The organism is Halorussus marinus, from assembly GCF_004521895.1.
GTDB classification, from domain to species: Archaea; Halobacteriota; Halobacteria; order Halobacteriales; family Haladaptataceae; genus Halorussus; species Halorussus marinus.
On sequence record NZ_SBIR01000014.1, the window covers coordinates 64,550 to 77,922 of the forward strand.

10 protein-coding genes and 1 pseudogene are annotated in these 13,373 nt (G+C 56.1%); 6 read left to right on the forward strand and 5 right to left on the reverse strand.

The window, feature by feature from the left end:
* The first annotated feature begins 74 nt into the window (after nucleotides 1–74).
* The 4 genes from EPL04_RS16470 to EPL04_RS16485 all read left to right on the forward strand — a co-directional run bounded on the left by EPL04_RS16470 (nucleotide 75) and on the right by EPL04_RS16485 (nucleotide 3,745).
* Entirely contained in the window at nucleotides 75–1,745 is a 1,671-nt protein-coding gene (locus EPL04_RS16470) for a hypothetical protein (RefSeq protein ID WP_134672276.1), read from the forward strand.
* A gap of 45 nt (nucleotides 1,746–1,790) precedes the next feature.
* A complete protein-coding gene (locus EPL04_RS16475) occupies nucleotides 1,791–2,024 on the forward strand; it encodes a hypothetical protein (protein WP_134672277.1) in 234 nt (77 codons plus the stop codon).
* Nucleotides 2,025–2,344: 320 nt separating this feature from the next.
* The gene (locus tag EPL04_RS16480; protein ID WP_134672278.1) at nucleotides 2,345–2,605 is read left to right on the forward strand and encodes a hypothetical protein; all 261 of its coding nucleotides are present in this window, start codon (nucleotides 2,345–2,347) and stop codon (nucleotides 2,603–2,605) included.
* 237 nt (nucleotides 2,606–2,842) lie between these two features.
* Nucleotides 2,843–3,745, forward strand: a complete 903-nt coding sequence (locus EPL04_RS16485; protein ID WP_134672279.1) for a GIY-YIG nuclease family protein — start codon at nucleotides 2,843–2,845, stop codon at nucleotides 3,743–3,745.
* A gap of 931 nt (nucleotides 3,746–4,676) precedes the next feature.
* Here the strand turns inward: EPL04_RS16485 and EPL04_RS16495 are convergent.
* Nucleotides 4,677–6,203 carry a globin-coupled sensor protein gene (locus EPL04_RS16495; RefSeq protein WP_134672281.1) on the reverse strand — a complete coding sequence of 509 codons (1,527 nt, stop codon included), beginning with the start codon at nucleotides 6,201–6,203 and terminating at the stop codon, nucleotides 4,677–4,679.
* Between the two features lie 497 nt (nucleotides 6,204–6,700).
* Nucleotides 6,701–7,830 (reverse strand): IS630 family transposase gene (locus EPL04_RS16500; protein ID WP_209019652.1). Its coding sequence is split into 2 segments (ribosomal slippage): nucleotides 6,701–7,395 and nucleotides 7,395–7,830, totalling 1,131 coding nucleotides; the frame shifts between segments, so codons are not numbered across the junction.
* 408 nt (nucleotides 7,831–8,238) lie between these two features.
* Here EPL04_RS16500 and EPL04_RS16505 point away from each other — a divergent pair.
* Nucleotides 8,239–9,260, forward strand: a protein-coding gene (locus EPL04_RS16505) for an IS630 family transposase (protein ID WP_134672282.1) whose coding sequence is annotated in 2 segments (ribosomal slippage) — nucleotides 8,239–8,742 and nucleotides 8,745–9,260 — 1,020 coding nt in all. Because the reading frame shifts where the segments join, the coding sequence is not laid out codon by codon here.
* On the opposite strand, the pseudogene EPL04_RS16510 reads toward EPL04_RS16505, so the two are convergent.
* From EPL04_RS16510 to EPL04_RS16520, 3 genes and pseudogenes are all read right to left on the reverse strand, one after another.
* Nucleotides 9,230–10,696, reverse strand: a pseudogene (locus EPL04_RS16510) (transposase); the annotation flags it as partial. The gene EPL04_RS16505 and the pseudogene EPL04_RS16510 overlap by 31 nt on opposite strands.
* Before the next feature lie 63 nt (nucleotides 10,697–10,759).
* On the reverse strand, nucleotides 10,760–11,647 hold the full coding sequence (locus EPL04_RS16515; protein WP_134672283.1) for an IS1096 element passenger TnpR family protein: 888 nt from the start codon (nucleotides 11,645–11,647) through the stop codon (nucleotides 10,760–10,762).
* Nucleotides 11,644–12,615 (reverse strand): hypothetical protein, encoded by a 972-nt coding sequence (locus EPL04_RS16520; RefSeq protein WP_134672284.1) that lies wholly within the window; start codon nucleotides 12,613–12,615, stop codon nucleotides 11,644–11,646. The genes EPL04_RS16515 and EPL04_RS16520 overlap by 4 nt, the downstream gene beginning before the upstream one ends.
* A gap of 107 nt (nucleotides 12,616–12,722) precedes the next feature.
* Here EPL04_RS16520 and EPL04_RS16525 point away from each other — a divergent pair, with 107 nt between their 5' ends.
* The gene (locus EPL04_RS16525; RefSeq protein WP_134672285.1) at nucleotides 12,723–13,082 is read left to right on the forward strand and encodes a hypothetical protein; all 360 of its coding nucleotides are present in this window, start codon (nucleotides 12,723–12,725) and stop codon (nucleotides 13,080–13,082) included.
* Nucleotides 13,083–13,373: the final 291 nt, after the last annotated feature.

Below are 13,373 nucleotides of genomic sequence, written 5' to 3' on the forward strand. Positions count from 1 at the left end.
GGAGGGTTTTGTGTCTTCAATGAGTTCCACCACCACTAAACTTTTGTAATATATCTTATTATAGTCGGGCAAATATGTCGGACCGAAAGTGGACCTCGGGGTACGTTCGACGGCGATTTCGGGCGGAGGTCCGTGAAATCCTCAAAGTGGAGGATAAACCTCCGGATGTCAAACCGACTCATAGTTGGCTCGTAGACCACGGCTTCAGTGGCATCAGAAACTACGCGGAGCGTGAAGGCAAGACCGTTGATGAGGTTCTCCTTGAGGAGTGTGGGTTCGAATCGAGGGGACGTAAGCCACTCCCAGGTTCACACGCCGAGACAAATGAATTGGTTCGAGACTTCCTTGAGAAGGAAGAGGAAGTATTCAGCAGGTTAGATAATCCTGATTCGATGTCAAATACCTGGACGTACATGCGGAAGCTTCAGGAAGTCTGTCGTGATGCTCTTGGCTCGAGCAATCTCTTGCGACCGGCGCGTGCTCCGAAGGGCAAAAACGTCCGTCTCACTCTGAAAATTTTCCAAGAGCTGAATCGACAGTACCCGTCGGAAGGTAGCCGGAGCAACCTCGCCTATGCACTCATCGCATTCTATGACTACTGGAAGATGATGGGGGAGGTTGATTCAAATCCTGCAAAGCAGCTTCTTCCACGGATGGGATGGGAATATAATCGTGAGTCACCAGAATTGAAACTCACGCCGGCCCAGGTACGGGAGTGCTGGGAAGTGACTGAAACGCTTGAGGAAAAGATTCTGGTCTTGTCGCTGGCTGGTTCGGGACTGCGCACCAAGGGGCCGCTCATTATCAACGCTCAGGAGGACATCATCCTCGACGAAACTGACCCTCGGATTTGCCTCGATGACGACCGGAAGAACGGGCCGGGAGTCGTCCCGATCATGGCTGGCGTGGACTACTTCGACCTCTATATCGAGGAGCTGGCCGAAGACGGGTACGAGATGCTGTTCCCTAGCGACCAGTCTGAGGATGGAACTCGCTCGACTACCTGGGTCCGAAATCAGATCGAGAATATCGTTGACCGGGCCGATGTCCAGTTGCCAGATGGCTCGAAACCGACGCCGAAGAATTTCCGGCAGTTCTGGTACAACGAGTTCTATGACGCCCAGGAGGCGTATCTCGCGAAGGTTGAGTTCGTCGCGGACGCTCAGGCAAGCGCGTCGCCGGATATCGTGGACAAACACTATTTGACAGAGCACCGTAAACGCGACCACTTCCGGAAGTTTGCTCACGAGCACTTTGCGACAGCGTTCCCGAGCGATGTCGTCCTCTCGCCGGAGGAGATCGAGGAAGCGCGCGCCGCCGAGCGTGATGACGAGGATGAAGACGACCAGACCTCACTCGGGGAGTTCGTCGGCGTATGGCTTCCGGGCACGGGGCCAGCGCGGATTTCAGCCCTGCTCGCAAAAGCCCGCATCGAACGCGAGAAAGACGGCCTCGCATACGACGACCGGGCGGCATTCCCATCTTGGCGGGAAGCGCTCGTCCTTGTCGGTGGCATCCTGATGGCAGCAACCATGATCGGCGTGTCGACGGCACTCCATGGGATCAATCCACTCGCAAACCCAGGGTCGGTACCACCAGAGATGCCGATCGCTCTCGTGCTATGGCTGGTCTACGCGATCTACAACCTGCCGGATCTCGAGGAGCCACCGAATGCAACGCCCGCTCATCCGATGGTCAGAACCATCAAGAAGAGACTCGCCAGTATGCGTGGTGTCTTCCGGTAGTCTCTCGACGCTCGTTTTACGAAGATACAGGCGCAGACCGGAGCCATGATGGCGGTCAGGTTCGTCATCACGGTCCTCATGTCGACGGTCGGACTGAGTCGGGCTGGCGTCTACATCGACCCCTACCGACAGCTCGTCCACGTCTCTCGTACGGGCGGTTTCGCGCTGCTCGTTGCAGGCTGGGTGTTCTCCTCGACGGTGGGCGACACCGTCGAGCGCGTGCTCGCGGACATCCTTGACGCCAACGACCTCGCCGACCGACTCACCCTCGATATCTAACTGCCCGGTCGGCGTCGGCCTCGTTCTTAGATGCTCTTTCGTCGTGACGACGGCTCTCCGGAGAGAAACAGTACTCACGAGGAGGTGTGAGGTCCGGCGAGAAGTCTTTCGTATCTATCCGTTGTCGCCAGAATAACTTAAACGACTCCTGGCATCTGGATGCCTGCGGTCTCCGTCTCTAGTTCGAGTATGAGCTGGCCGGAGAAGTCCTTCCACCTCCGGCAGTGGCGCGAGACATGACGGGCTCGCCATCGAGCGAGAGCGCGGGACGGGTGACCGCCAGCGGCGACAGTTCTCCGACCCCGCTCTTGGAACCGGGAGTGGTCCGAATCCTCGTCATGACTAAATGGGACGACCGCCAGCACTCGACGAGCGTCGACCGCGTCGTGTGCGTCGCCGACCACCAGACTGGCGGTCTGCAGGCCGGCCGCGTCCCCGAACGGCTAGTCCGGCTGATCCTCGCCTCCCACGGCAACGCCGACGTCGACGACGTGGTTGAGGCTCACGAGGCCACCGTCTCCGAGAGACGACTCCACACTGACAACGGCCACTACTGGATTCCAGGGGGCTTGTCTCGGTGAGTAACACGATACCAGTTTCAGATACCTGTCCGTGTGTGACTCGTCCGACACGGAGACGTTTCGGCCGAGAGTCCCAACGAACTCTTGTGGTGAGCGGTTTCGCTAGGTGTGGCGAATACAGAGGTTGTAGCACGGTAGTAGACCCGAAAACCATGCTTACGTGGTATTCGCTCTAATCCCACATCCTAAACGAAAGCAAGTAGTTTCATATAAATTCAAATATAAGACAAATCCACTATGGCTGATTTTCGTGAGAAGATCTACCAGCTTCAGAATGAGCACACGAAAACTGAACTAATCGACACCCTGGCAGATAGGCTTGGTAAACGGGCAACGAGCGTGAACCCGCTCACAATGGCGATGTTTGCCGAACTTAGACCAGAGACACGACCGGTTGCGTACGCTCGGAGGAGTGAGGATTATTCTGACGACACCTCTCGCGTTGCAACGAGAGCCATCGCACTGAAGCTACTGCTACATGAGCAGGTCGGACGTCCGTTGTACGAGCCGGTTGAGAGACTAGTGAAACAGGACTTCGCGGAGTGTATCGTTGCTGTGGACGCCTTTCGTGAAGAGTTCGACCAGGGAGTAGGACTTCATACACCAACGACCCTCCCTTTGGATGTAGATGAATTCGTCGAACGTCCCCCAGACCGATCTCAAACGCCCGGAACTCCGTTCGACATTGTTGCTGATCTCGAGTCTCCCTCTGCGATACATCAAGTCGAAGCGGAGTTCGACACCACGAAGCCGTCATACTTCGTGTATGTGTTAGATTGCACGCCGCCTATTGACGGTGAAAACAGCAAGATCCGGGGTCGTCGTAGAGCAGTTCGAACCAAAATTGAGGCGGGAAGTTCGGTCTCAGATCTGGAGCCAAAGGAGCAGGCAATACACGCACTGAATCAGAACAAACGCGTCTATTACGTTGGTTCAACCGACAACGTCGCTAACCGTATTCGGGAGCATCTAAGTGGAACAGACAAGAGTGGTGTGAACTTCACGAATACACTCCCACCACGAGCTTTAGTCAAAGTACAGACCTGTGACTCGCGAGAGTATGCAGAATCATTAGAGGGTACGTTGGCAAACGAGCTAAGCGGAAAAGAGAGACTATTCGCATATTCCGACGAGATGTAGTGAGACACACTCCTTGGATTGTAGGTCACTCAGCCCTTGGGATACTACTGGATCTTCTGAATACGCTCACTCAACTTAGCGTATCACAACGCTGGTAGGTCGGCACCCCACCCTGTTGTTCCTTTGTTCGCACTGCAGTTGTTTGTTATAGAATCACGAAAACGAAAGCCGGTTAGCGAAAGCTATCGCGAGTAGAGTGAGTCTGGCGCTTGCGCTATGGTGGTGTTGAAAAGGGGGATTGAATGGCCGGACACACGGGGTGAGTGCCCGATTTTGTGATGGGCAGAACGGACCGTCTCATCATGACCACTGCATGAGCGGACTGGTGTTCTGCCGCCACCAGTATCCTAACAGGCTTTATACATAAAGTTTGTATCTAGTATGCGGGGCGTCCGTTCATCATCCGGCGATCGGCTGCCGTTTCAGGCAGCATTGATGGCTCTCACGATTGCTATCATCTATTACATACTTGACCCGAATAGTCGAGTTGAGTAGGAGTCATCACGGGAGCGCTGGGGCACGCATCCCCTGACTGAAGGATAAGTCTGTCCTCTGTACTAATTAGTTTGAAGGGTACTGGAGGAGCGTGTCATAGAATCGTTCGCAGTTGCTCAGTAGACAGTTTTGATTCTTGCTCTGGGCTCGGTCAGCGGTAGTTGCTGGCTCTGAAATTGTAGAAAAAGTATATGGATTATGCAGCTGAACGATTGAACGTGTCAGAACAGCCCTCCACAAGGTCGAATAGCCTGGTCAGCACAGAAACCAAGATTACAGCAGTCTTCGTCATAATCGCTCTCGTATCGGTGTACGGCACAACAGCTGTAACTGATAACAGTTGTTGTGAATACGATTTCTTTATTCAACCAGCTAGCTGAAAACCGGTCAGTGGGCGTGCTTACTGATCGGTGCGTTTCTGACCTGCGTCACGTACCTATTTCTCGTCTGTCAGACGCTGGACCGTCTCGTTTATTTCCCGCACTTTCGCTGCCTGCTGTTCATTGGCGGCGGCAACTGCCTCCGTCTCGTCGGCCATCTGCTCGGCCTGTTCAACGAGTTCGTCAACCATGCTGGCAACTTCTTCGGTCGAAGCCGCCTGGTCGTCGGTCGCTTCCGATACCTCTTGGATCCCCGTTGAGGTTTTCTTGATGGCATCGACAATCTCTTGGAGTGTTTCCATCGCCACTTCGACTTTCTCGGTACCGCGTGTGACCTGTTCGGTCGCTCTGTCGAGGTTCTTGACTGTCTTATCGGTGTCCTCCTGAATCTGCTCGACCATGATTTCGATCTCGCTGGCGTGCTCCTGTGACTCCTCAGCCAACGATTTCACCTCGTTTGCGACCACCGCGAATCCCTCACCAGCCTCCCCCACACGAGCGGCCTCGATGGAAGCGTTCAATGCCAGCATGTTCGTCTGCTCTGCGATGTCATTTATTACCTCGACGATCTCGTCGATTTCCTCGATGCGGTCTTGGAGTGCCCCCACGTCGTCAGTAACTGCCTGAGACGAGTCGGTGACTCGGTCCATCATATCGATAGCTTCGTCAGCGGCCTCCTGCCCCTGTTCAGCCATAGTCTCTGCCCGTTCGCTGGTGGACGCCACCTTGTCGGCCGTCGACGCGATTTCCTCGATAGTCGCGCTCATGTTCGACACCTCGCCGGCTACGTCGCTCATTGCTCCGACTTGTCTGTCAGCCATCTCGTTCATCGATTCGGCGCTGTCGGCCACGCTGTCGGCTGTCTGCTGGGCCTCTTCGACATGTTGTTCGACATCGCGGGTGACTTCGGCTTGCCGGTCCAGTTCCTGTTTGAGGTCTTGGCTGTACGAGTGAATGTAGGTGTCCATCGCCACCTGCTGGTCGAGGTTCAGCAGTTTCAGTGCCGCTTGCGACCGCTCGACGACTTCGTCGATTGCTTCCTCCGGATTAAGTGTCCCGGCCGCATGACCCGCTTGCTGACTCTCGCCGGATCGGGCCGTAGTTCCCCCATCGGCGGCAACCAGATGCTCCTTCACATCCTCGGCGATTGCCTCCATGATGCCCTCATAGTAGATGGTATAGGCGCCAAGGTAGATTTTCGGCCCCAAATCGAGCATGTCGTGAATCTTTCCGATACGGGCCCGCCGCTCGAAGTGCTGGGGGCCGTACTCCCCGCTGCCAAGGTCTTGGAGATACTGGCGCTGAGTCTGCTTGAGTTGCTCGACGCCCTTTGTCGAGGACCCGATAATCTCCATCGTCTTGTCAGACTGCTGAAGGTGGTCGTAAAAGTCGTCGACCAGGCCCTCCTTGATTCGGTCGAAAGTATCGGACATCTCCGCGAGGGTCTGTTCGTCTTCGTGGTCGAGACCAGTGAAGTCCTTGCGCCACTGTATCTCGCGCCGGTCGATGCCAATTTCGCTGGTCAGCTGTGTTCCGTCGACCTGTCGTCTGTTTTCATCGGTTATTTTCTTATCAGAATCCATTATAGTAGCCTTATGTGAAATTACTTCTTCGTAGATACTTATAATCCACTGGCTTTTATTTCAAAACTGTATTGGCCAACTGCTTGCTACAAATCCCGTGAATAGAATTACCGTATTCATGACGACTGATAAGGAATGGGTTCACTTCGCCGTGCTCCTCGGCGTTGGCGTCATCGCCCCGACATTCATCAACGAATGGCGTAACTAATCGGATTACGAACCCGACACACACTATTGTAGCACCGTGAGACGTTTTCTATGACACGCTCTACTGGAGTGAAGGGCATCAGCCCGGTATCTTATTGAAGTCACATACCTGAGAACGGGTATGGTCGGTACAGGCACGCTTATTATCGCAACTGCGTTCGTCGTCGCAATGGTGCTGACTCTAGGTATGCTGCTGCGGTTGTTGAAAAACGCTGATGGCCTGTGAACAGTGCCACCCCTGTCTCCAGCGAACCATCCCCCCAGCGGTTGAGTCCCTCACTAGTGCCGCTTCAATCATGATTTGCTGGATATAGCTGGCGGAGTTTGATGCGTGCATCGTCGGTCGTGAACTGCCAGTCGATAGCAGAGTCATCGTCGTTGCGAGTTCGTTCCCACGCAGCGACCTCCGCTCGGAGTGTCGCTGCGTCAGGAATGCGTCGGTCGAGGCATTCTGTCGTGAGTGCGCTGAATTCGATTTCGGCCATGTTGAGCCAGCTGCCGTGCTCTGGCGTGAAGTGAAACTCCAGCTTTGACAGCACTCGATTCGCTTCGGCTGCTGGCAGAAACTCGTAGAGGGCGTACCGCTGGTGCGACGAAAGATTGTCCAGCACCACCCGGATGCAGTCCGCATCCGGGTAGTGCTCATCAACCAGTGACCGCATCTGCTCAGCGAACTCCTGCTTGCGGCGGCGTTTTGTGACATCAACGTGTCGCCACCCGGTCAGTGGCTCGCTCATCATGAACAGATTCCGTGTACCGTTGCGTTCGTAGGTGTAATCGTACCGAGCGACCGCTCCCGGTCGCGCCGGGAGCGGGTCGCGGACATGCTTGTGGAGATCCTTGTTGGACTCGTCAAAACAGACGACTGGACGCTTTTCGTCGTAGGGTTCGTGGTAGAGATCGAGAACGTCCTCCATCTTGCAGACGAAGGCGGCGCTGTTCTCGGGCGTAATTACCCAAGATTTGGATCGGTGAGGGTGCAGTCGTGTTTTTTTAGGATCTGTCGCACGGTTTCGTGAGAGATCGACTCGACGTTGATCTCGTCAAGAGTCACGAGTTCGTCGGCAAGGAGATGCAGTGACCAGCGAGAGTGTCCTTCTGGTGGGTCGCTGCACGCCAAGGCGATGAGGTGTGCTTCTTCGCGTCCGTCGAGTTTGCGCTCGTAGATGCGGTCGGCCTTGCGGCGAGTGATCGCCGCGAGGCCGTCCTCGGTGTAGCGTTTGCGGATGCGTCCGACCGTTCCGGGATGACAGCCGACGGCTTCACTGACCTGCTGGTCAGTCAAGCCGTCATCGGCGTGTAAGAGACACCGTGCACGTGTGAGAACGCGCGTCTTGTACGTTCCAGAGGAAAGCATCGCGTTCAGTTCGGCGCGTTCGTCAGCGGACAGATCGACAGCGTACTTCTGATTTCGTGGCATGGTGAGGTTCAGAACATTTCTGAATACTACTAAAACGCGCTCTGAGTAGATAAATCTAGCAGTTCAGGTCTGATGCTAGTAGCATCAGAAGTAGTGATTGCCTGTGACCAACCGTCTACGGCCCAGTCCCGTCCGCGGGTGGACTATATGCCTCCACGCCGATCTCCGTGAGCACCAGCCGCGTCGACTGCGAGGCTGCCAGCTGGAGGACACCGAGTACGGCGGTCGCGACGACCTCCCCCGCGCCGAGCGTGGGCGTCCTGATCTCGTCGCGGCCGTAGTCCTGACAGGATACTCGTGCGGGGTTCCATTCATCGTGGCCGGCGGTCCGGTAGGCATAGACGGTGACGGGCTGGTCGTTGATACTGTCGGCTGAATATCCTTTAGGCTAGAGTGTAATTATAGGGTATGGCCACGCTTGACGCTGCCACCCTCGACGACCTCCGCGACGCTCTCGCGGAGGTCGAGGACAAGAAGCCGACACAGCGGCTGATGGCGGTGGTCAACTACCTCGAAGAAGACGACGCGACGATGGCAGAGATAGCTGAACGGTACGGATACACCGATCCATGGCTGTCTCGTTGGGTTGGCCGGCTCGACCGGCTCGCTGATGAGCCGGTCGAGCAAGTCGTCTACGACGATCCGCGTGAAGACAGACCAACTGAACTCGCTGATGAACAGCACGACCAGTTCGTTGAGGTACTTCACGCCTCACCCGAAGAAGTTGGACTAAACGCGCCCGCGTGGTCTGTTCCACTAGCTCGTCACTATCTCTCCGATGAATTTGACGTTGAGTACTGTGAGCGACACGTCCGACGATTGATGTCTGAGGCCGGGCTGTCCTGGAAGACAGCCCGGCCGGAGTTCTACAAATCCGACGAGAGAGCCCAAGAAGCCTGGCAAGAAGGCTTCAAAAAAAGCGCAACGACCTGGACGACGAATACACAATCCTGACCATCGATCAGACGCGCCAGGTACTCTCGACGTTAATCTATGCGTGGTTTCCGGAAGGAGAGCGCCCGTCACTCTCGGTGACGGGCGCGTGGGATAGCATCAAGCTGCTCGGTGCAGTCAGCGATTCCGGCGAGACGTTCTTTCTGCCGTGTGCAGAGAACTTTAACAGCGACACGACGATCCGCTTGCTAGACGCACTCCAGACAGAGTTCGGTGAGAAAATCTGCGTCGTCTTGGACAACGCCTCGTATTTCACGGCGAACGCAGTCCAGGAATTCGTCGAAGACACACCGATCGAACTATGCTACCTTCCGCGGGGTTCAGCTCTGGTGAACCCCGCGGAAGAGTGCTGGCGACAACTCGATCAAGAACTTGGGAACCGTCTGTTCGAGACGCTTGGCGACCTTCGTGATGATGCTCTCTCTACACTCAACCGAATCAAAGTTCCAGATGTCTTTACGCATTTATGTCCGTGAGTATCAGTGAGATGCCCGCTCCCCCGATTCGTCATAAACACCGAATACTGCCGGTGATCGTCGTGCTCTGAGTTCTCTTTTCGACGGTAGATCAGCGTTGTCTCGTGCCACTCGTCTTTTCCGAGGTGGAGCTTCCTGTCGGCCTCGTACCGGCCTTGATCACGTCGAAGCAACCGCTTTGCTTGGGCTTTCTCGCTGGTCTGCATCCGCTTCGGAACGACATACGACAGTCCCCGCTGGCCGATCATCTCCAGAACGTGCTGACTGTCGAACTCCCGGTCCATCAGGACGTTGTCAACATGAACGGCCGCTTCAGCAGAGTCCAAGAGATTCTCAACGAACTCCTTCCGTGACTCACCCCGCCGCACAGGTCGCGCATCGAGTACAATCGGGACAGCATTCCCGACTAACTGAACCGTCGCCCACTGGTACGCGTATTTGTCGGTCTTCTCTTTCGTGCCGATGATCTCGTCTTCGTGGCCTGTCCTATCGCCAGTAAACGGGTCAGCTTCGGTGATGTCTATGGCGACAATACCCGCCCGAAAGAACTCCTCTGTTCGGCCGACCTCATCCAGTAGCCGGGTGACGGCCTGTCGGTACATCTCGCGAATCCCCTCAATGGAGAGGTCACGAATCTGGTCGCGGTGGGCGTGGCCAAGCGGCGTCCGATCACATGTCGACTCGTGGATGAAGCTACGAGCGCCCTCGTTAGCAGCGAGGTTCTTACGCAGCCCGAGATAGGTCTGTAACCCTCAGTAGGCATTCTCGTGAATCTCACAACCCTCACCACGATCTAACGAGAACACCGGAAAGACGATCCGGCTGACGTGGTCGATGATCTGTTCCGCTCGTTCCAAGACGGTCTGATCGTCGGAATCGGATCCCCTGCCGTCGTCCTCTCGCTGTGGGGATCTCCGCTCCGGATGACGTGGAATAGTGGCACTTTCGTTCTGGGCGGTAATGAGAATCGTTTGTGCGGCAGTCTCGATTGTTTCCCGCAACTCTGCGGTGAAGCGCTCGTGCCAACTTCGCCACAGTGTTGACTGGTTCGGAACGGCCTCAAATTCGAACTGCTTACAAAGTTCAGGGTGGCTATCGAGGTATTCAACGAGTGCCGTCTCGTGATTCCATCCGTGGATCTCTTTCAGCACGAAGATGCGAAAGAGCGTGTTCATCTCATACCGGGTCGACTTCGCGTAGCGGTCATGGGGCTCGAATCTGAAGTAGGCCAGCGGTAGCGAACAGACGAACTGCTCGATTGAGTCGTGGCTCTCGTGGGCGAACCACGCGCCCGAAACCGTTCGGATATCCGATTCCAATCCCGCAAGCGATGTTCGGTCGTACAGCGGTGTCGAATGATACGCCGGCCACTCGACGTACGATCGTTGAGCGATGCTTCGAAAGACCGTTCGACGAGAGACAGGGGTCGAAGCCACTACGGGAGAGTCAGTAGGACACGCACAAGAATTCGTCCAGATCAATAGAGGGCTGGACGACTACTACAACAGGTGGCCGTACCCTTTGCGTTCGAGTTCGGCTTCCAGTTCGACGTGCATCGCGTCGACAGTCTCCTCGCCGAAGTGCTGTCCCGTCATCGCTCCCGACATTTCCGCGATCTCAGCGTGCCACTCGCGAACTGCGTCCGCAAGCGCGGCGAGAAGTTCTTCCTCGGTCTTGTTTGCGCCGTCGATCTCCTCGACGATCTGCCATCCTGGCTGGAAATTTTCGAGGACGTATCCTGTCTCCTCGAACTGAATCGCGAACCGCTCACAGACTGCTCCGAACCCGGTTTCAACGCTGAGTAACAGAAGGACGTGAACGATCCCTTTACCCTCCTCCAGTGCACGAAGATCCGCGACGGGCACAGCAGTCTCTGGAAGCACTGAATAGAGTGGATCCGGGAGCGTCGGGTCGCCCTCATCGGTTCTCGGTGGATCGTACTGGTCGTTGATCGGATCGCCCTTCTCGTTCACGACTGCTGGCTCTGTGTCACTCGGCTCATCGCTGAGAATCTCTTTCAGGATACCGTAGAAGCGCCACTCGTCGCCGTAGTCATAGAGATAGCAGATGCGGTCGTACTGTTCGAGTCCGAGCTGGCGGGTCATCTCACCGACCGTCACGTCGCCTGCGTTCTCGATCCGCTCGGTACGCAATACCGGATCGCCACCAGGCGACTCCTCGTACTCCTGCGGACACTGGTATTTGACAGCGCTGTCCCAGTAGTCCTCGTCGTCGCCGACGAACCAGAGGTGGCCCTGATCGAGCCCGACCGCAGGGTTGATCGCCGACTGGAACTCGGCGATCGTTCTGTCCGCGCCGACGACGATATCCCGCCACAGTGATGTCGGGTCGGGATCGAACTTGACGCGAAAGCGGTAGGCAGTCATCCTTGCATCTCCGTACCTGTGCGGAAACTGGTGAGGTCGTCGATACGCTGTTCGAGTTCCTCGATCTCCGCTCGAAGCTGGTTCGCCTCATCGTCCTCACTGGCAGCGAGGCGGTCTTTTAACCCCTGCAATCGGGACTCTTTGACGTCTTCATCGACCTCTGCTTTGCGAACGTATTCGCTTTCTTCGACCTCGTACACATCGGATTCGGAGAGCGTGGTGACCTCAAGTGCTTCATCGACTTTCGAGCGGTCGACGCTCAGCACACGTTCGCGATCGATGCCAGCGTTCTCAAGCCGTTCCAGTACCTCCTCGTCGTCTTTGAGCGAACGGTTGCGGCGACTCGTCCGCTGGACGGAGCCGTACTGCCCGGAAACCGGACGGTCGTGATGAAGCCGAGTGAGGAGGACATCCGCGATCTCCTTGCGGAATTCGTTAGCATCTCGCTGGACATCCGAAAGCAGGGTGTAGAGATTCACCAACGCGTCCGTCTCCAGTTCAGAGAGAGTAGTCACATCGTGGCGTTCGAGTGCGTCGATGAGGAGGAGTGCATCCGAGTAGACATCAAGTCCCTCGGGTTCAGTTCGTTCCTCGTCCGTAGATTCCTGTTCCGCGGCCACCACCTGCGTTGCCGTCGAAACCTCCGATTGTGTGATGATGCCAGCGTCCTCATCAACCTCCAACCGTGGATGGACACTCCACACCGCCGGGTATGGGTCGGCATCCGGCGGGAGACGGTCAAGATCAAACCCGTTGGGAGAGTCCTCGATTCGTCGATAGAGCGTTTCGAACTGGTCGCGCTGGAGCGGTCGCGTCTCGTCCCTGTCTTCGAACTGAATGATGACGCGAGCGTCCTGCACGTCAGTAATACGAAATCGCTGATGGGAGAGCGGCGTGATGAGCGTCGCGCTCTCGGGAAGGTCGTCGAGTTCGTCGAGAAGCGTGTGCCAGCTGGCGGTGAAAGACATATACAGAGGTTGCGAGCCATTCCGACTAAATCTTGTTCACGACGCGGCTACTGGCGGGTCGTCTCTTCAATAGACAGTCTGATACGTGGCTCGTCGAAACCACTGATATGGCTGAAACGTACGCACTCCGTGTTCAGGTCGGGTCACACGAGTACGACGACGAGTTCTATCTCGTCGGCGACGGATACGGAACCCCAGCAGACGTGTTAGACAACGTCGCTGCCGACCATCTCTTGCGGATCGCGAATGCGCCACGTATCGAAGAGTACCTGCTCGACGTGCTGAAGCACGGAGAGAATACAGGTGAAGCCGAGTATGAGGCGACAGACAGCGATGTCGAATGCTGGATTCACGTCGACGTCTCCTACCAGAGATACGCCTTCGGTGTCGGGGACAGAATGTTCGAGTTCTCCGGCGAACCGACCAAAAGCGAAATCGCATCGACTGTCACGCAACTCCAGTCGTAGCTGTGGACTCTCGGTCAGGGATGGCACTCTCTAGTTAAGCGAAACCGGCAGACTGCACGACGATGACCGTAGCTCGATTGGTGCGAAGTCAGTGTTTGCATGGTGAAACGTACTTCCGGGAACCGCTGAACCACGCGGATTCGACCGACTCAGCAAACACCTCAGTAGCGGTGCATGAACGTTGCTGCTTCATCAACGGCTGTAGAGGCGCTCTACACCCCGTATATCTGAGAACTGCTTAACTAGACAGTGCCTCAAGGATCGGTCATTCACTCAGTTCAGAAACCCTCA

What these genes read in the sequence shown, in the direction of transcription:
- EPL04_RS16470 (WP_134672276.1), top strand. Translation starts at nt 75, where the DNA reads ATGTCGGACCGAAAGTGGACCTCGGGGTACGTTCGACGGCGATTTCGG.
- EPL04_RS16475 (WP_134672277.1), top strand. Translation starts at nt 1,791, where the DNA reads ATGATGGCGGTCAGGTTCGTCATCACGGTCCTCATGTCGACGGTCGGA.
- EPL04_RS16485 (WP_134672279.1), top strand. Translation starts at nt 2,843, where the DNA reads ATGGCTGATTTTCGTGAGAAGATCTACCAGCTTCAGAATGAGCACACG.
- EPL04_RS16495 (WP_134672281.1), bottom strand. Translation starts at nt 6,203, where the DNA reads ATGGATTCTGATAAGAAAATAACCGATGAAAACAGACGACAGGTCGAC.
- EPL04_RS16515 (WP_134672283.1), bottom strand. Translation starts at nt 11,647, where the DNA reads ATGACTGCCTACCGCTTTCGCGTCAAGTTCGATCCCGACCCGACATCA.
- EPL04_RS16520 (WP_134672284.1), bottom strand. Translation starts at nt 12,615, where the DNA reads ATGTCTTTCACCGCCAGCTGGCACACGCTTCTCGACGAACTCGACGAC.
- EPL04_RS16525 (WP_134672285.1), top strand. Translation starts at nt 12,723, where the DNA reads ATGGCTGAAACGTACGCACTCCGTGTTCAGGTCGGGTCACACGAGTAC.